General features: G+C 64.2%; 14 protein-coding genes. 10 read left to right on the top strand and 4 right to left on the bottom strand.

The features are described from left to right. Positions 1-14 precede the first annotated feature (14 nt). The 6 genes from M2361_RS20240 to M2361_RS20215 all read left to right on the top strand — a co-directional run bounded on the left by M2361_RS20240 (position 15) and on the right by M2361_RS20215 (position 8579). Positions 15-1451, top strand: a complete 1437-nt coding sequence (locus tag M2361_RS20240) for a DUF2868 domain-containing protein (protein ID WP_404976406.1) — start codon at positions 15-17, stop codon at positions 1449-1451. Then, positions 1444-2832 carry a GTPase/DUF3482 domain-containing protein gene (locus M2361_RS20235; RefSeq protein WP_259251436.1) on the top strand — a complete coding sequence of 463 codons (1389 nt, stop codon included), beginning with the start codon at positions 1444-1446 and terminating at the stop codon, positions 2830-2832. The genes M2361_RS20240 and M2361_RS20235 overlap by 8 nt, the downstream gene beginning before the upstream one ends. A 356-nt stretch (positions 2833-3188) precedes the next feature. Continuing rightward, on the top strand, positions 3189-4796 hold the full coding sequence (locus M2361_RS20230; protein ID WP_259251435.1) for an ABC transporter substrate-binding protein: 1608 nt from the start codon (positions 3189-3191) through the stop codon (positions 4794-4796). Positions 4797-4932: 136 nt separating this feature from the next. Then, positions 4933-5904: an ABC transporter permease gene (locus M2361_RS20225; protein ID WP_100853568.1), complete on the top strand. Its 972-nt coding sequence runs from the start codon at positions 4933-4935 to the stop codon at positions 5902-5904. Positions 5905-5914: 10 nt separating this feature from the next. Continuing rightward, positions 5915-6841 (top strand): ABC transporter permease, encoded by a 927-nt coding sequence (locus tag M2361_RS20220; protein ID WP_259251434.1) that lies wholly within the window; start codon positions 5915-5917, stop codon positions 6839-6841. Positions 6842-6848: 7 nt separating this feature from the next. Continuing rightward, positions 6849-8579, top strand: coding sequence for an ABC transporter ATP-binding protein (locus tag M2361_RS20215; protein ID WP_259251433.1), 1731 nt, complete (start codon positions 6849-6851; stop codon positions 8577-8579). 2 nt (positions 8580-8581) lie between these two features. Here the strand turns inward: M2361_RS20215 and M2361_RS20210 are convergent, their stop codons facing one another. Further along, entirely contained in the window at positions 8582-10072 is a 1491-nt protein-coding gene (locus M2361_RS20210; protein WP_259251432.1) for a YdgA family protein, read from the bottom strand. A gap of 242 nt (positions 10073-10314) precedes the next feature. Further along, positions 10315-11787 (bottom strand): YdgA family protein, encoded by a 1473-nt coding sequence (locus tag M2361_RS20205; protein ID WP_259251431.1) that lies wholly within the window; start codon positions 11785-11787, stop codon positions 10315-10317. 305 nt (positions 11788-12092) lie between these two features. Here M2361_RS20205 and M2361_RS20200 point away from each other — a divergent pair, with 305 nt between their 5' ends. The 4 genes from M2361_RS20200 (at position 12093) to M2361_RS20185 (ending at position 16738) form a co-directional block, all read left to right on the top strand. Continuing rightward, a complete protein-coding gene (locus M2361_RS20200) occupies positions 12093-13619 on the top strand; it encodes a DEAD/DEAH box helicase (protein ID WP_259251429.1) in 1527 nt (508 codons plus the stop codon). 57 nt (positions 13620-13676) lie between these two features. After that, positions 13677-14306 (top strand): LysE family translocator, encoded by a 630-nt coding sequence (locus M2361_RS20195; RefSeq protein WP_259251428.1) that lies wholly within the window; start codon positions 13677-13679, stop codon positions 14304-14306. A gap of 113 nt (positions 14307-14419) precedes the next feature. Further along, entirely contained in the window at positions 14420-16027 is a 1608-nt protein-coding gene (locus M2361_RS20190) for a peptide chain release factor 3 (protein WP_100853574.1), read from the top strand. 24 nt (positions 16028-16051) lie between these two features. Next, entirely contained in the window at positions 16052-16738 is a 687-nt protein-coding gene (locus M2361_RS20185; protein ID WP_259251425.1) for a hypothetical protein, read from the top strand. Positions 16739-16812: 74 nt separating this feature from the next. Here the strand turns inward: M2361_RS20185 and bfr are convergent, their stop codons facing one another. Both bfr and M2361_RS20175 read right to left on the bottom strand, forming a co-directional pair. Next, positions 16813-17289 (bottom strand): bacterioferritin, encoded by a 477-nt coding sequence (gene bfr / locus M2361_RS20180; RefSeq protein ID WP_050448876.1) that lies wholly within the window; start codon positions 17287-17289, stop codon positions 16813-16815. Positions 17290-17766: 477 nt separating this feature from the next. Continuing rightward, positions 17767-18048 (bottom strand): bacterioferritin-associated ferredoxin, encoded by a 282-nt coding sequence (locus tag M2361_RS20175; RefSeq protein ID WP_259251424.1) that lies wholly within the window; start codon positions 18046-18048, stop codon positions 17767-17769. Positions 18049-18069 lie beyond the last annotated feature (21 nt).

The following is an 18069-nucleotide window of genomic DNA, read 5'->3' as shown; positions in this document are numbered from 1 at the left end:
TGCCTACCGACGCGATGCCGCCCTCGACCTCTCGCGCTTTTGATCCCCCGCCTGGCCCCGCCACCCCACGCCCCTTGCGCGCGCATTGGCTGGCCGAACTCATCCGCCTGCGTGAAACGCATTGGGGCCCGATGGACGACGCAGACGCGGTCCGGCGCGTGCGCCAGCTTGACACCGATCTGCCGTCGCGCATCCTGGCCCGCGCCGACTTGCTGGCGCAACGCGAAAACCTTTCCCCGCTAGTGGACGGCTGGCGCCGCAGCGCCCAGGCCATGCTGGCGGCGCTGTTCGTGCTGGCCCTGATGTCCGGCATTGCCGTGGCCCTGGGCGCGCTGGGCGACGGCTCCCGACCCGTGAACGTGCTGTGGGCGCTAGGCGCCTTGCTGGGTCTACACGCGCTGACCTTTCTGCTGTGGCTGGCCAGCTTTCTGTTCAAGCCCTCCGCCGCGACCGGACTGGGGCGGCTGTGGCTCTGGGCCACCCGCAAGCTGGCGCGCGGGCCCGACAGCGCGCTGGTGCCGCAAGCCTTTCTGAACCTGCTGGCCCGCGCGGGCGCCTTGCGCTGGCTGTTTGGCGCGGTCAGCCATCTGCTGTGGCTGACCGCGCTGTGCGCCGCGCTGGCGGCCTTGCTGGTGGCCTTGTCCACCGCCAGTTACCGCTTCGTCTGGGCCACCACGCTGCTGGCGCCCGACACCTTTGTCTGGCTGACCCAGGCCATCGGCTGGCTGCCCGCGCATCTGGGCTTTCCGATGCCGGATGCCGACGTCATCCGGGCCAGCGACGGCGCGCAGACGGTGGCGGCCAACGCACAGGTGCGATGGTCGTGGTGGCTGATCGGCGTGCTGGTGGTCTACGGCATCTTGCCGCGCCTGCTGGCCGGGGCCTTGTGCGTCGGCGCCACGCTGCGGGCGTTGCGCCGCTTGCGCATCGACCCCACGCTTGCCGGCTTCTCGCCGCTGCGCGACCGCCTGGAGCCGCCCGCGCAATCCACCGGCATCGACCGCCCGGTAGACGCGCTGCATCAGCCCCGCATGCAGTCCGCGCCCCTGTCCGGCCTGGCGGGTCAGCCCGTGCTGCTGGGGCTGGAACTGCCCGCCGACCTGGCCTGGCCACCCGCCGGCCTGCCCGCCAGCGTGCAAATGGCCGGCAACCTGGACACGCGCGAAGAACGCAACCGCGTGCTGGACGCCTTGGCCCAAGCCGCGGCGTCGCGCCTGCTGATCGCCTGCGACGCGCGCCAAACGCCAGACCGCGGCACCTTGTCGCTGATCGCTGAACTCTCCGCCCACGCGGGCCACACCGGCGTCTGGCTGATCGCTTCCCCCGATGACGGCGCGGCCACGCGCGCCGCGCTGTGGCGCGAACGCTTGCTGGCGCTGGGCTTGCCGGCCGACGCCATCCTGCAAACGCCCACGCTGCCGCTCACGTGGCTGGAGGCCGGCCATGGCTGAGGACATCATCAAGATCGCCCTGGTCGGCCACACCAATACCGGCAAGACCTCGCTGTTGCGCACCTTGACGCGCGACACCCGCTTTGGCGAGGTTGCCGACAGCCCCGGCACCACGCGCCACGTGGAAGGCGCGCGCCTGCGCCTGGACGGGCGCGCGGTGCTGGAATGGTTCGACACGCCGGGCATGGAAGACAGCATCGCGCTGCTGGAATACCTGGAACGGCTGGGCGCCACGGACGAGCGGCTGGACGGCCCCGCGCGCATCCGCCGCTTTCTGGATACGCCCGAAGCGCATGGCCGCTTCGAACAAGAAGCCCGCGTGCTGGCAAAAATGCTGGAGTGCGACGCGGCGCTGTACGTAATCGACGCGCGCGACCCCGTTCTGGGCAAGCACCGCGACGAACTCGCCATTCTTGCCGCCTGCGGCCGCCCCCTGCTGCCCGTGTTGAATTTCGTGAACGCACCCGCGCACCGCGCCGACGAATGGCGCGGCGCCATGGCGCGGCTGGGCCTGCACGCCGTGGTGGAATTCGACACCGTGGCGCCCCCGCTGGATGGCGAGCAGCAGCTCTACGCCAAGCTGGGCGTGCTGCTGGACCGCCACGCCGGCGCCCTGGCGCGCCTGGCCGACAGCCTGTCCGCGCAACGCCGCGAACGCCACGCCGCCGCCTACGAACTGCTGGCCGATCTGCTTATCGACGTGGCGGCGCTGCATCTCACCAGCCCCAACGATGACAGCGCGCTGGCCGCTGCGTCCAACCAGTTGCGCGACCACGTGCGGCAGCGCGAACAGGCCTGCGTGAACGCCTTGCTGGCGCTCTACAACTTCCGCGCGTCCGACTTCAGCGACGACGCGCTGCCGCTGCAAGGTGAACGCTGGGGCATGGACCTCTTCCATCCGCAGGCGCTCAAGGACATGGGCGTGCAAGTGGGCATGGGCGCCGCCGCCGGCGCCATGGCCGGCGCGGCGGTGGACCTGCTTAGCGCGGGCCTGAGCCTGGGCACGGGCATGCTGATCGGCGCGGCGGCGGGCGGCTTGTGGCAGGGCGTGGAAAAGCTGGGCAAGCGTGTCGCGGGCAAGCTGCGCGGCTGGCGCGAGATCAGTGTCGACGACGCCGTGCTGCGCTTGCTGGCCTTGCGCCAACGCCAATTGATCGACGCGCTGGAACGCCGCGGCCACGCCGCGCGTGAACCCTTGAAGCTTGCCCCGCCCGATGACGAGGCCTGGAAAAAAGGGCCTTTGCCCGACGCGCTGAAAGAAGCACGCAGCCGCCCGGAATGGTCAGCATTGGGCAAGCACCATGAAGACAGCGACCGCCGCAAACGTATCGTTCAAGACCTGGCGCGCTCCCTTGCCGCCGGCCCCGCCGACGCCACCTGAATGGCCACCAACCTGCACCATTCAAGGCAGACGGCAAGCACGGACTATCCCCAATCCAAACCGATTGACGCTTAAACGAATGCGTCTATAAGATTCGATCTGCATTGGCGCGGGCCCGTCCCGGTCATGACAATCAAAAGGGGTTGGGTCTATCGTGAAGTCGAAGTCTTCCGCAGTGATACCCGCAGTGATACCCGGCATCGCCCTCCACGGCCTGTGCGCAGTTCGCGCCACGCGCCGCTCGACCCCGCGCCGTCTTTCGCAGTAAGCAGCAACGCCATGCCCTGGACCCCGTCGGGGCCGGGGCTCTGTCACTTCTGTCGCGCGATCCGCGCACTACACGGAGCATGAGGGCTATGCGTACTTTTCCCCACCTAAAGCAAGCTGCGCTGGCGGCAACCATTGCCGCCTCGCTGGCGTTCAGCGCCGGCGCGGCCGCCAAGACCTTCCACTGGGCGTATCAAGGCGACGCCACGTCCATGGACCCGATGGCCTTGAACGAAACGTTCACGCTGGGCTTCCAGGGCAATATCTACGAAACACTGGCCGGCTATGACGGCGAACTGAAATTGACGCCGCTTCTGGCCGAAAGCTGGGAAAACCCCGAGCCCAACAAGTGGGTGTTCAAGCTGCGCAAAGGGGTCAAGTTCCACGACGGCTCGCCCTTCACCGCCGATGACGTCATCTTCTCCTGGAAGCGCAGCCTGACCCCCGGCTCCGACATGAAGGGCTATGGCGCCAAGGCTTCCGACATCAAGAAGATCGACGACTTCACCATCGAAGTCACGACCCCCACGCCCAACCCCATCCTGCCGCGCGAATGGGTGTTCCTGTACATCATGAGCAAGACGTGGGCAGAGAAGAACAAGACCACCGAAGCCACCAACGTCAAGGGCGACAACCAGGGTAATTACGCCAACCTGAACGCCAACGGCACCGGCCCCTTCATGCTGGTGTCGCGCCAGCCGGATGTGAAGACGGTGCTCAAGCGCTACGACGGCTACTGGAACAAGAACATCAAGACCAACGTCGACGAAGTCATCTTCCAGCCGATCACGCAGGAAGCCACGCGCGTGGCCGCCTTGATCTCCGGTGAAATGGACCTGGTGCAACCCGTGCCGGTGCAAGACTGGAAGCGCCTGGAAGACGCCAAGGGCGTCCGGCCGCTGACCGCCCCTGAAGCCCGCACGATCTTCATCGGCATGGACCAGAGCCGCGACGAACTGCTGTTCTCGGATGTAAAGGGCAAAAACCCGTTCAAGGACGCGAAGGTGCGCGAAGCCGTCGTGCTGGCCGTGGACACCAAGGCCATCAACGAAAAGATCATGCGCGGCGCGGCCAAGCCGCTGGGCTCGCTGGTGGCCACCGCCATCAACGGCTACTCGGACTCCTACGGCGCGCCGTTCAAGCCCGACACCGAACGCGCCAAGAAGCTTCTGGCCGAAGCGGGCTACCCGAAGGGCTTCACCGTCACCATGGACTGCCCGAACGACCGCTACGTCAACGACGAAAAGATCTGCCAGGCGGTCGCCGGCATGCTGGCGCGCGTGGGCATCAAGATCAACCTGCTGGCGCAAACCAAGTCCAAGTACTTCGGCAAGATCCTGCTGCAAGCGGGCAACCAGACCAGCATGTACATGCTGGGTTGGACGCCCAGCTCCACCGACGCGCACAACGTACTGCTGAACCTTGCCGCCTGCCGCGACGCGAAGACCGCCGCCGGCCAGTTCAACCTGGGCGGCTACTGCAACAAGAAGGTGGACGACCTCACCAACAAGATCGGCGTTGAAACCGATCAGACCAAGCGCAACGCCATGATCAAGGAAGCCTTCGAGATCGTGCGCACCGACTTCGGCTACCTGCCGCTGCACCAGCAGCCGATGTCCTGGGGCGTGAAGGACAACATCAAGGTCATCCAGCGCGCCGACGACGTGCTTGATCTGCGCGACGTGGTGTTGCCGTAAGCCCTCTTGTCGTAATCCTTTGACGACCTGAGCCCCGGATGGCGCAAGCCATCCGGGCGCGCCCGGCCCAGCCCCGCTTTTCGGCTTTTCATGGCAAGCGCGGCCCGGCGTTATCTGCAAACGAGGGCAACTGATAATGCTTTCTTTTATTGCGCAACGGCTTATCCAGTCGGTGCTGGTGATGTTGACGGTGGCGCTGATCGCGTTCTCCATGTTCCGCTACGTAGGCGACCCCATCGCCAGCATGGTCGGCCAGGACACCACGCCTGAACAACGCGCGGAATTGCGCGTGCGGCTCGGCCTGGACGACCCCTTCGTGGTGCAGTTCGCGCGCTTCGTCGGCAACGCGGTGCAGGGCGACTTCGGTATCTCGTACCGGCAGCGCCGGCCCGTCAGCGAGCTGCTTGAAGAACGCATGCCCGCCACGCTTGAACTGTCGTTCGTATCCGCCGTGATGGCCCTGGCGCTGGGCATTCCCATGGGCATCTACACGGCACTGCGGCGTCACGGCGTGGTGTCCAAGGCCTTCATGGCGCTGTCCCTGGCCGGCATTTCGCTGCCCACCTTCCTGATCGGCATCCTGCTTATCCTGGTGTTTGGCGTGCAGCTTCGATGGCTGCCCAGCTTCGGGCGCGGCGACGTCGTCAGCCTGGGATGGTGGACCACCGGGTTCCTGACCAAATCCGGATGGCTGGCGCTCATCATGCCCGCTATCACGCTGGCGCTATTCCAGATGACCTTGATCATGCGCCTGGTGCGCGCCGAGATGCTGGAAGTGCTGCGCGCCGACTTCATCAAGTTCGCGCGCGCCCGCGGCCTGCCGGAAAGGCTGATCAATTTCCGCCACGCGCTGAAGAACACGATGGTGCCCGTCATCACCATCACGGGCCTGCAACTGGGTTCCATCATCGCGTTCGCCATCATCACCGAAACCGTGTTCCAGTGGCCCGGCATGGGCCTCTTGTTCATCCAGGCGATCAGCATGGTCGACATCCCCGTCATGGCGGCCTACCTGGTGCTGATCGCCTTCATGTTCGTGGTCATCAACCTGGTCGTGGACCTGCTGTACTTCGCCGTGGACCCGCGTCTGCGCGTGCAGAGCAAGTAAAGGAATCAACATGATTGCTCGCATCGCTCCCATGTTTGCCCGCGCGGCCGACAGCGACATCTGGCACAGCTTCAAGCGGTCGCCCGGCGCCATCATCGCCGCCATCGTGACGCTGGCCATTCTGCTGGGCGCCTTGTTCGCGCCCATCATCGCGCCGCACAACCCCTTCGACCTGGCTTCCTTGAGCATCATGGACGCCAACACGCCGCCCGCCTGGGAAGAGGGCGGCAGCCCCGACTTCCTGCTGGGCACCGACGACCAGGGCCGCGACATACTTTCCGCCGTGCTGTATGGCTCGCGCGTGTCCTTGCTGGTGGGCTTCGCGTCGGTGTTGTTCTCGATGGTGCTGGGCGTCACGCTGGGCCTCATCAGCGGCTACGCCGGCGGCCGCATCGACAGCTTCATCATGCGTATCGCGGACGTGCAACTGTCGTTTCCCGCCATCCTGGTGGCGCTGCTGATCGACGGCGTGGCGCGCGGCCTGTTGCCACGCGACATGCACGATCAACTGGCGCTGTATGTGCTGATCTTCGCCATCGGCATTTCCGGCTGGGTGCAGTACGCGCGCACCGTGCGCGGCTCTACGCTGGTCGAGCGCAACAAGGAATACGTGCAGGCGGCAAGGCTGATCGGCATTGGCCCGATCACCATCCTGCGCCGCCACATCCTGCCCAACGTCATGGGGCCGGTACTGGTCATCGCCACCATCCACCTGGCGATTGCCATCATCACCGAGGCCACGCTGTCGTTCCTGGGCGTGGGCGTGCCGCCGACCGCGCCGTCGCTGGGCACGCTGATCCGCATCGGCAACAGCTATCTGTTCTCGGGCATGTGGTGGATTTCGATTTTCCCTGGCGTTGCACTGGTGGCGCTGGTGCTATCGGTCAACCTGCTGGGCGACTGGCTGCGCGACGCGCTCAACCCCAAGCTGCGCTGAGGACGTCATGGCCCTGTTGAACATAGAAGACATCCGCATCGAATTCCCCAGCCGCCGCGGCACGCTGGTGGCGGTGGACGGCGTATCGCTGGCCCTGGAAAAGGGCGAGATCCTGGGAGTGGTGGGCGAGTCCGGCGCCGGCAAGTCCACCATCGGCAATGCGGTGATCGGCTTGCTGGAAGCGCCCGGGCGCTTGGCGGGCGGCTCGGTGCTGCTGAACGGCGAACGCATCGACACGCTGACGCCCGCGCAAAAGCGCAAGGTGCGCGGGCGCCGCATCGGCATGATCTTCCAGGATCCGCTGACCTCGCTGGACCCGCTGCAAACGGTGGAAAGCCAGTTGGTGGAAACCATGCAGGTCCACCTGAATCTGACACACGCCGAGGCCAAGACGCGCGCGGTGCAATTGCTGGTGCAAGTGGGCATCGACCAGCCGGAACTGCGCGTGAAGCAATACCCCCACCAGTTCTCGGGCGGCATGCGGCAGCGCGTGGTGATTGCGTTGGCGCTGTGCTGCGAGCCCGAAGTCATCATTGCCGACGAACCCACCACCGCGCTGGACGTCTCCATTCAGGCGCAGATTCTGGAACTGCTGAAGAAGCTGTGCCGCGAAGAGCAGGTGGGCATGATCATCATCACGCACGACATGGGCGTGATTGCGGACGTGACCGACCGCGTGGCGGTGCTGTATCGCGGCAAGCTTGTTGAGCAAGGCCCCACCGCCAAGATCCTGGGCGACCCCGACCATCCCTACACGCGCAGCCTGATCTCGGCCGTGCCGCGTCCGGACATCAAGCTCAAGCGCTTTCCGCTGGTCACCTACATCGAAGACGTCAAGACGCCGTCACAACCGCTGGACCTGGCCACGCACTGGCTGGGGCAACGGCGCGACTTCGGCGCGCAGACGAATGGCCCGCTGGTGCAGGTGCGTGATCTGTCCATGCGCTTCGTGTTGAAGAGCGCGCTGTTCAAGCGCAACCAGCGCACGCTGGACGCGGTCAAGCGCGTCAACTTTTCCATAGGCGAGGGCGAAGTGTTTGGGCTGGTGGGTGAATCCGGCTCAGGCAAGTCCACGGTGGCGCGGCTGATATCCGGCCTGTACACCCCGTCGGAAGGCTCGGTGACATTCGGCGGCACGGACCTGACCGCGCTGAAAGGCGAAAAGCAGCTGAATCCGTTCCGCCGGCAGATCCAGATGATTTTCCAGGATCCGTTCTCGTCGCTGAACCCGCGCATGCGCGTGCTGGACATCATTGCCGAACCGATTCGCTTTCATAAGCTGGCGGCATCCGAGGCCGAAGCGCGCCGTATCGTCGCCAACCTGCTTGATGTGGTGGGCCTGGGCGACCGCGCGGCCGAACGCTTTCCACATGAATTTTCAGGCGGCCAACGCCAACGCATCTGCATCGCCCGCGCGCTGGCCACCCGGCCGCGCTTCTTGATCTGCGACGAACCCACGTCGGCACTGGACGTATCGATTCAGGCGCAGATCCTGAACCTGCTGAAAGACCTGCAAGAAGAGCTGGGCCTGACCATGCTGTTCATCAGCCACGACCTGCCGGTGATACGCCAGATGTGCGACCGCGTCGGCGTGATGCGCTACGGCGAACTGCTCGAGGTAGCTGAAACCGAAAGCCTGTTCGAGCGTCCGCAACATCCGTACAGCCAGCACCTGCTTGGCTTGATGCCGCGCCTGCAATCCATGTCGCGCGACGGGCTGGACGTGGTGGAAGGCTAGGCTCAATCCAGACGACGCATCATGCCGCTGACATGGCCCAGGAACGTGTCGAACGGCATGAAGGCGCCGTTGGATTCCACCAGGCCATGGTCAGCGATGCGCACCCGGGCCCGCAGGGCGTCGCCGTCGATGCTGGCCAAGCCTCTATCCGCCAGCGCTGCCGCAATGGCTTCGGCCTGCCGCGCGGCGGCCATCTTTTGGGCGGCGCGCGCAACGGCAACGCCGGGCGGACCTTGCCGCATGACGATCACGTCGCGCAGCAACTGCTTGGACAGCGCCATGTTGAAGTCCAGCTTTTTCAACATGCCATGCAAGGGGGACTGAAGCGGTGATTGCGTGGGGTCGGGCGCGGTCAGGCCAAGGTCCAGCTTCATCGCCGATCGGCCTGACGCGGTGCGCACCGTCAGCGATGACGCCAGGGTGGGCTCGCCGACAAGAAACTGCTGCAAATGCAGCGCCATCGACGCCATCAACTGCTGCGCGTCGGCGCCATATTCCGTCGGGTAATCACGGTTAGCCAAAGCCGCCGAGGTACCAACCAGCGCGCGGGCGGCATTCAGATCCCAGTTCTTCATGGCGACGGCCAATTGCAGGCTGGTGTGCTCAAGGTCCGTACCAAAGCCCTTGCCCCAACCCCTGAACGCACCGATATCAACACCCCCCTCGGCCCCCCAGAGCCTGCCCGCTTGCGTCGTGCCGAAGGCCAATGATGTGTCTTCCAATATCCAGAAGGGCCGGTTGCGCGCGGCGAGCGTGCCTGTTTGGAACGCCAGTTTTTGTTGGGTGACACGCGCGCCATCGGGCGTGCGGCTCAGCTCGTAACGCCAGCTTGGCGCCACGAGCTCAATGCCGGCATGACGATTGCCTTGCGACAACACGGACAACTTGTCCGCCTGCCACTGCACAACGCCGCGCTGCCGGTCAGCGGAGTAAGCAACCTGGCCCGTCATGTTCCAGACGCGCAAGTGGGTCGCGCCGTGTTGCAACGCCATCGCCCGGACGTCGACGCGGGCGGAGTACTGCTGGCTGTAATCGATGGTGTATTCGCCCGCCACCGGAACCCTGCCATCGGTCTGGGCAAACCAATCCTTGACGGTCGCGGTGTCTTCCAACTGGAGGCGGCCCGCGACCATCGTTGGCGCATAGTTGCCTGCTTTCAGGCGTTGCAGGGGAAACGGGCCATGATCCAGGGTCTCGATAAACCGAATCTCTTGCGGCGCGGCCCCCGTCACGCCCTTGGGGGATATCAACGTCAATCGGTACCGCCGCGTGGTCGAGAATACGCTGCGCTTCGACTCCATCAGGTCGATGACAGGCACGGCGTCACCGTCCCATTCACGCAGTGCCTGCAATACGCCGTTGATCTGGCCAAGCGTCTGGTCCAGATGGCTTTCCGCCCGCTTCCCCGTGTACCAGGCTGCGCCAGTGACGCCCACGCCCAGAGCCAGCGCCAGGGACAGACCCAGCACGCCCGCGAATACTGATTGCTTCATGATGCCCCTACCCCATGCCCACACCCGATGACCAGAAGTCACAGTATGGGCAGCAACACGGGGCAAGGCACCCGCCGGGCATGAATGAACGTGACCCCACATGTCCGGCTCATACCGATTCCGAGATTTTTCTTATTTTGCTTGCCTGGGCATTCACAAAAAAAAACTGCCACGCCTTTACGGCGCAGCAGTCTTCATGCGACGGCGCCGATGTTTATCGGCGCCGTGGGGTCACAACACGCTTAACGCGCACCACCCATCGCGCCGCTCATGACCATCATCAGGAACTGTTCAACCGGCATCTTCTTGCCGTTGAAGTCGACCTGGCCGTCGGCGTAGTTCAGGTAGGTGACGATGTTGTCGTTCTCGACCTTGGCCATGCCCATCGCGGTGGCCATGGTGGCGACCATTTCGGCTTGGCCCTTGGCGGTTTGCGCGGCTTGTTCGGCCGGCACGCCACGCATCTGCGGTTCAACAGCCATCAGGTCGCCCAGGTTGCCCTTGGACAGCACCAGCTTGGCGTCCAGCTTGCGCACGGCTTGCGTCAGGGTATCGGCGATTTCACCGTCCATGGACGCGGGCTTGGCGAAGTCCAGATTCAGGTTGAACGTGGACGTGCCGTTGGCGGTACGCACTTCCAGCGGCGACACGGCCAGCGTGGGGTTGCCCGCCAGGATCTGTTCAACATTGGCCTTGATGACCTGCTGCTCTTCCGGCGTGAACTCAGGCAGTTGCTCTTCGCCGTTGCTTTGCATCATGCGGCGCGAGGCGGCTTCGTAGACGTCGTTCAGTGCCTTGAACGCCTTGGAGTCCAGCTTCTGCACGTCAATGCCCAGCTTCATGCCGGCCACATCCTTGGCCTGCACGTTGATCATGCCAAAGTCCAGAGCCATCTTCGCGCCCATGGCCGAACCGGCTTCGGTCATGTCGACGGCAATCGACGTGTCCTTGAACTGGACGGGCGGCTTTTCCTTGGACGTGATCGTCCAGTCCTTCAGCGTCAGCTTCTGGTTGCCCACGTACATGTCGTTGGACGCCGGCGTCATGTCGCTGGTCAGCGCAATGCCTTGCATGGTCATGTTGACCACGTCGCTGTTTTCGCTCTGGCCGGCCAGCACCAGCTTGTCGGTCTTCAAGTCGAAGATGCCGTGCTTGGTGTCGATCGTGTAGTCGAAGTTACCCGTCATGCCCGAAAACGACAGGCTGGTGCCGTCCTTCGCGACATCGGCGGGCGCCATGTTGAACTTGCCGGTGATGTCCTTGCCGTAGCTGACGCTGTAGTGGCCGGACAGCGGCGCCGCGCCCTTGGTGGCGGCAAACCATTCCTTGACGGTGGGGGTCTCTTCCAGCACGAAGTCGCTGGCCACCATGGCCGGCGCGAACGAACCCGACTTCAGGTTCGACATCGGCAGCGGGCCATGCGACAAATGCTCGACGAACACCACGTCGCGCTCTTCGGCGGGCTTGCCCTCGGCGGCCGGCAGGGTGAACTTGACGCGATAGCGCGCGGTGGACGAAAACACGCCGCGCTCGAAAGACATCAATTCCACGCTGGAAGCAATGCCCCACTGGTCGCTGAACTTCTTCAGTTCAACGTTGGCGTCGCCGATGGACTGGTTGACGAACGCCTCGGCCTTTTGGCCCGTGTACCAGGCCGTGCCGGTCCACACCGCGCCCAGAACAACCACGACGCCCACTAATGCCGATTTCTTCATAGCGACCCTTTATTTCTTTGAATGGATAGATGCGCAGCGATTATAGGGAGTGCGCCCTAGGGAAAACACGTATTTCGTTCTGATACGCTGCAATTTGTTACTTCGCAATACAGCACCGGTAAAGCAATCCGCTGCTGCACCGCCACATCAGCTACAATCGCCGAGTGTGCTTTGCCAATCTGCACACGTCCGCTATGGCCCTTCGCTGCCAAGCTTCGCCCATCAGGGCGCTTCCCTTTTCTCCTTATTCGTCCGCCTGGATTGGAGTCTCTCAACTTGAGCGACGGGCTGCCGCTGGAGTTGTTTTGACTACCTCTTCCCCTTTCGCCGACCTCGGGCTGGCTGATTCCCTGTTGCGCGCCATTGCCGATACCGGCTACACCGCACCCACGCCTATTCAAGCCCAGGCGATTCCCCAAGTTTTGAAAGGTGGCGATTTGCTCGCCGCCGCGCAAACCGGCACCGGCAAGACCGCCGGTTTCACGCTGCCCATCCTGCATTTGCTGATGCAGCAAAAGCCGGAAGCCCGCAAGCCCGGCCGCCCCCGTTGCCTGATTCTGACCCCGACGCGCGAACTGACCGCGCAGGTGGCCGAATCGGTACAAACCTACGGCAAATACACCTCGCTGACGTCCATGGTGATGTTTGGCGGCGTCAATATCAACCCCCAGATCTCCGCGCTGCGCAAGCCGCTGGACATCCTGGTGGCAACGCCGGGCCGTTTGCTCGACCATTGCGGCCAGAAGACGGTGGACTTGTCCGGCGTCGAAATCCTGGTGCTGGACGAAGCCGACCGCATGCTGGACATGGGCTTCATCCGCGACATCCGCAAGATTCTTGCCCTGTTGCCCAAGCAACGCCAGAACCTGCTGTTCTCGGCCACGTTCTCGGACGAAATCCGCACGCTGGCGCGTGGCGTGCTGAACAACCCGGGCGAAGTCTCGGTCACCCCGCGCAACACCGCCACCGAACTGGTCACCCAGACGGTGCACATGGTGGAACAGCATCACAAGCGCGACCTGATCAGCCACATCATCCGTGAAAGCGGCTGGCATCAGGTGCTGGTGTTCACGCGCACCAAGCACGGCGCCAACCGCCTGGCTGAAAAGCTGGTCAAGGACGGCCTGACCGCCGCCGCCATCCACGGCAACAAGAGCCAATCGGCCCGCACCCGCGCGCTGGCCGGCTTCAAGGACAGCACCGTGACGGTGCTGGTGGCGACCGACATCGCCGCCCGTGGCCTGGACATCGACCAACTTCCCCAGGTGGTGAACTTCGAACTGCCTAACGTGCCGGAAGACTATGTGCACCGTATCGGCCGTACCGGCCGCGCCGGCGCCACGGGCGCTGCCGTCTCGCTGGTCGACAACAGCGAAATCAAGCTGCTGAAAGACATCGAACGCCTGATCAAGAAGACGATCGAGCGCAAGCCGGTCGAAGGCTGGACCCCCTCGCCCACCAGCGCCGCCGCCTTCGAACGCCAGGAACGCGATGAAGACGCGCGCAGCCCGCGCGGCGGCAATCGCAACGGCGGTCGTGGCGGCAATGGCGGTAACGCCGGCCGCGGCGGCAACGCTGGCGCCGGTCGTTCGCGTCCGGCCCAGGGCCAGGCTCGCGCATCCACCGGTGGCCGCGCCCCCGCACCGGCTCGCGCCGGCGGCGAAGGTCGTGGCAATGGTGGCCAGCGCGACAGCAAGCCCGCTGACCGTCCGGCTCACGCCGGTCGCGGCGAAAGCCGTCCGCAGCAGGCCCCGCGCCGCGCCGAAGGCGCCCCGCGTCCGGCGGGCAATGGCGGTTCGGGTCGTCCGCGCGCGGCCTTGCTGGGCAAGTAAAGCCAAGCGAGTAATATCCCGGCACCTCTTTCCTGCGATCCAAGGACCCGCGCCATCATGCCCTTATCCACCTGGTTGACGTTCTTCCTGGCCTCCTGGGCCATTTCGTTCTCACCCGGGGCGGGCGCGATTTCCGCGATGTCCTCTGGATTGAAATACGGCTTTGCACGCGGCTACTGGAACACGGCCGGCCTCATCCTGGGCATCCTGTTCCAGTTCGTCGTCGTGGCCGTGGGCTTGGGCGCGGTGCTGGCGACGTCCGAAATGGCCTTCAATGTGGTCAAGTATCTGGGCGTGGCGTATTTGATCTACCTGGGCGTGCGTCAGATTCGTACCGACGCCGCGCCCGTTGCGGTGGATGCAGGCGACCCCAAGCAGGCCTCGATCCGTGAGCTCGTCATGCGCGGCTTCCTGATCAACACCATGAACCCGAAGGGCACGGTGTTCCTCTTGGCCGTGGTGCCGCAGTTCGTGGACCCCGCGTTGGCGCTGACGCCGCAATACATGGCGCTGGCCGGTACGCTGGCCTTCACCGACCTGGTCGCCATGGGTGTCTACACGTTGTTGGCGGCGCGCGTGCTGCGCCTGCTGCGCGACGCCAAGCACATCCGCTGGATGAACCGCACCTTTGGGTCGCTGTTCATTCTGGCTGGTGTATTCCTGGCGTCGTTCCGCCGCCATTCCTGAATTTTCGGGCCTTGCGGTGCTCGCTGGCGACAGCGCGTGCCCCAAGGCTTTTTCATGCACGATGCCGTACCGCGCCGGCTCCAAAAGCGGCGTTAAGTACAATCTCCCCGACCATGAATATCCCTCAAGAAGTTGCGCGGCGCCGAACGTTCGCGATCATTTCCCACCCCGACGCGGGTAAGACCACGCTGACCGAAAAGCTGTTGCTGTTCGCAGGCGCGATCCAGATCGCCGGTAGCGTAAAGGCGCGCAAAGCCTCGCGCCATGCCTCGTCCGACTGGATGGAAATCGAAAAGCAACGCGGCATTTCCGTGGCCTCGTCGGTCATGCAGATGGAATACCGCGACTGCGTCATCAACCTGCTCGACACCCCGGGCCACCAGGACTTCTCGGAAGATACCTACCGGGTGCTGACGGCGGTGGACGCCGCGCTGATGGTGATCGACGCCGCCAATGGCGTGGAACCGCAGACGATCCGCCTGCTGCAGGTTTGCCGCGCGCGCAACACGCCCATCATCACGTTCATCAACAAGATGGACCGCGAAGTGCGCGAGCCGCTGGAACTGCTGTCGGAAATCGAAGGCCACCTGGGCATGGACGCCGTGCCGTTCTCGTGGCCGGTCGGCATGGGCAAGGCGTTTGGCGGCGTGTTCGACATCCGCCGCGACCGCATGCGCGTGTTCCGCCCCGGGCAGGAACGCCGCTCGGACAATGACGACGTCATCGAAGGGCTGACCAACCCCGAAATCGCCCGCCGTTACGGCTCGGCGTTCGACCAGGCCAGCGGCGAGATCGAACTCATCAACGAAGCCGCGCCCCCGTTCGACCGCGACCAGTTCCTGGCCGGCAAGCAGACCCCGGTGTTCTTCGGGTCCGCCATCAATAACTTCGGCGTGCAGGAAGTGCTGGACGCGCTGGTCGACCACGCGCCGCCCCCCGGCCCGCGCATGGCGCTGCAACGCGAAGTGCTGCCGGAGGAACCCAAGTTCACCGGCGTGGTGTTCAAGGTGCAAGCCAACATGGACCCGGCCCACCGCGACCGCGTTGCATTCGTGCGCGTCAGCTCGGGCCGCTTTGAACGCGGCATGCGCTTGAAGGTGGCCCGCACCAACAAGGAAATGCGGCCCAATAACGTGGTGTCTTTCCTGTCGCAACGGCGCGAGCTGCTGGACGAGGCCTATGCCGGCGACGTGATCGGCATTCCGAACCACGGCGTGCTGCAACTGGGCGACGTGCTGACCGAAGGCGAAACGCTGCAGTTCACCGGCCTGCCGTTCTTCGCGCCTGAACTGTTCCAGGCGGTCGAAGTGAAGGATCCGCTACGCACCAAGCAACTGCGCACCGGCCTGACCCAACTGGGCGAAGAGGGCGCCATTCAGGTGTTCCGCCCCGAGGCCGCCGGCGGCTCGTTGCTGCTGGGCGCCATCGGCCAATTGCAGTTTGAAGTGGTCGCCCACCGCCTGAAAACCGAGTACGGCGCGGACGCTCGGATGCTGCCTTCGCGCTACACAATGGCACGTTGGATTACGTCTGAAAACCCGAAGGCGCTGCGCAAGTTCATGGATGCCAATGCCGCCCATATCGCCTATGATGTTGTCGATGCGGCGGCGTTTTTGATCAGTTCCCATGCGCAGTTGCGCGTAGCCGAGGATCTGTATCCCGAGGTTAAATTCCATGCCATGCGCGAGCATGGAGGCAAAGTTTTCGGGGACAAGGCGTAGGCCCGTTCGGGCTCCGCACGGCAGATGAGGGTAGCAATGTCTTGGCGCTTATTATTCGCAACGCTCCTGATCGCGCTTGGCGCGTCGGCCTGGGGCGGTATTCAACTGGGTGACTGGCTGGTAGCACACGCGCCGCCCGCTGCACCGGCTCCTGGACAGGACGCGGCGGCTTCGCAGCAGCCTGTGCTGGACGCCAACGGACGCCCTTATGTGGCGCAACCCCCGCAGCCCCGCATCGACGGCACGCTAGGCGTGCCGGACAAGCCCGCTGACCGGGAATGGCAGGTCAATACGGTGTCGCTATTCGACACCGTCAGCGATCCCTCCGTGAAGCTCTCGCGCGAACGCATCACGCCTGAGCAGGCCCGCGAAATCGCGGCGGCCTCGGAAGTGCCGCTGCCGTCCGGCTCGTCGGACGTCACCACGATGGATCTGCAAGTGCCTGGCACCTCCACCGCCATCAATGGTGGCCAAATGCAGGCCGGCGGCTACGGCACATCACAAATGGTCCAGGCGCCTCCTCCTCCGCCCAACACGTCGCCCGCGCCCGGTGTTCCCGGCTGGCAGGACGCGCTCAAGCGCGAGTTGGCCCAGTGCGCCACGCAGGGCTTCTTCGAGCGCCCTTCGTGCTCCTGGAACGCCCGCAACAAGTACTGTGCGCCCAACCGCGCCTGGGGCACGATGGCGGAATGCCCGGCCCGTCCGCAGTAACTCCGTATTTTTTACGCTGCACATGAAAATGGCGCCCCGAGGGGCGCCATTTCATTGCCTGGCTGTCGGACCGATTACTCGGGCACGGACATCTGGCTTTGCAGGTAGTTCTGGATACCGACCTTGTCGATCAGTTCAATCTGGGTTTCCAGATAATCGATGTGCTCTTCGGTGTCGTCCAGGATGTCCTGGAACAGATCGCGCGAAACGTAGTCACGCACCGATTCGCAATAGGCGATGGCTTCCACGACGGTGGTGTGCGCCGCTTGCTCCAGCTTCAGGTCACAGGCCAGCAGCTCGGGCACGTCTTCACCGATCAGCAGCTTGTGCAGGTCTTGCAGGTTGGGCAGGCCGTCCAGCATGAAGATGCGCGCGATCAGGCGATCCGCGTGCTTCATCTCACCAATGGATTCTTCGTACTCGTGCTTGCCCAGCTTGTCGAAGCCCCAGTGGTTCAGCATGCGGGCATGCAGGAAATATTGGTTGATGGCCGTCAGTTCGTTGGTCAGTTGCTTGTTCAAGAACTGGATGACGGTTTTGTCGCCTTTCATAATGGACTCCTTGCAGTCAGGCGCGACGCGAGTGCATCGCGACAAAGGAGCGCACGATGCCGCGCGTACGCAACCCCGGCAGACTACCACCTGGCGCGGGGCCGCGCCTAGCCTTGCTCTGCATTTGGTAAACCGCTTTAGGACCGCTACAAGAAAGCGACAAGCCAATGAGAATGAGTATGCGACCTTGATGCCTTGCTCATGCAAGGCAAGCGATATGCGGCCTTGCGCGCACCCATCCACGGCAAACGCTCGGCATATCGCGCGCAGGAGGTTGGGAAATCGGAGGAAGACGGGGTGTTTTCGGTGAGAAACGCGCTGATGCCGTCAGGTTGCGGTTTTGCAACCCAAAGCGGGCAAAAGGGGACGATAGAGAAAACGCGGGAAAAACAGCGGGAACGCGCGGCGGAAAAACCGGCAGGAAAAACAGCGCGGCCCGCTGGGAAACCTCAGCGAGCCGGAATGGGACGGCAATGCTCAGCCTGCGGCGACCAGCGGAATGGGGAAGCTGCTGTTGTTGGCAGCCGCGCCCGACTCAACCAGAGTGGCAGGAGCACTGACCGGAACGGCGATGGAGCGAACGTCGCACACGCTGGAGCAGCGGCCGCCCGGCAGGTATTCGGCGGCGGTTGCCGCGCAGCAGCCGCAGCACGTGGCTACGCCCAGCTCGAATTGCAGGTCGGACAGCGTCGTCGCGCCACCGTCCACGCTGGCGCGGACTTGGCGTTCGGTGATGGCATTACATACGCAAATGTACATGCGAATGATTATCGAAAATTA

The sequence above is a fragment of the Achromobacter sp. JUb104 genome, assembly GCF_024806975.1.
Classification (GTDB): domain Bacteria; phylum Pseudomonadota; class Gammaproteobacteria; order Burkholderiales; family Burkholderiaceae_B; genus Achromobacter; species Achromobacter spanius.
Note: the sequence above shows the minus strand (reverse complement) of the source record. Positions and strands in the feature narration are given on the sequence as shown.

Coding starts and splice junctions, on each gene's coding strand:
- M2361_RS20240 (WP_404976406.1), top strand. CDS start 15: ATGCCGCCCTCGACCTCTCGCGCTTTTGATCCCCCGCCTGGCCCCGCC.
- M2361_RS20235 (WP_259251436.1), top strand. CDS start 1,444: ATGGCTGAGGACATCATCAAGATCGCCCTGGTCGGCCACACCAATACC.
- M2361_RS20230 (WP_259251435.1), top strand. CDS start 3,189: ATGCGTACTTTTCCCCACCTAAAGCAAGCTGCGCTGGCGGCAACCATT.
- M2361_RS20225 (WP_100853568.1), top strand. CDS start 4,933: ATGCTTTCTTTTATTGCGCAACGGCTTATCCAGTCGGTGCTGGTGATG.
- M2361_RS20220 (WP_259251434.1), top strand. CDS start 5,915: ATGATTGCTCGCATCGCTCCCATGTTTGCCCGCGCGGCCGACAGCGAC.
- M2361_RS20215 (WP_259251433.1), top strand. CDS start 6,849: ATGGCCCTGTTGAACATAGAAGACATCCGCATCGAATTCCCCAGCCGC.
- M2361_RS20210 (WP_259251432.1), bottom strand. CDS start 10,072: ATGAAGCAATCAGTATTCGCGGGCGTGCTGGGTCTGTCCCTGGCGCTG.
- M2361_RS20205 (WP_259251431.1), bottom strand. CDS start 11,787: ATGAAGAAATCGGCATTAGTGGGCGTCGTGGTTGTTCTGGGCGCGGTG.
- M2361_RS20195 (WP_259251428.1), top strand. CDS start 13,677: ATGCCCTTATCCACCTGGTTGACGTTCTTCCTGGCCTCCTGGGCCATT.
- M2361_RS20190 (WP_100853574.1), top strand. CDS start 14,420: ATGAATATCCCTCAAGAAGTTGCGCGGCGCCGAACGTTCGCGATCATT.
- M2361_RS20185 (WP_259251425.1), top strand. CDS start 16,052: ATGAGGGTAGCAATGTCTTGGCGCTTATTATTCGCAACGCTCCTGATC.
- bfr (WP_050448876.1), bottom strand. CDS start 17,289: ATGAAAGGCGACAAAACCGTCATCCAGTTCTTGAACAAGCAACTGACC.
- M2361_RS20175 (WP_259251424.1), bottom strand. CDS start 18,048: ATGTACATTTGCGTATGTAATGCCATCACCGAACGCCAAGTCCGCGCC.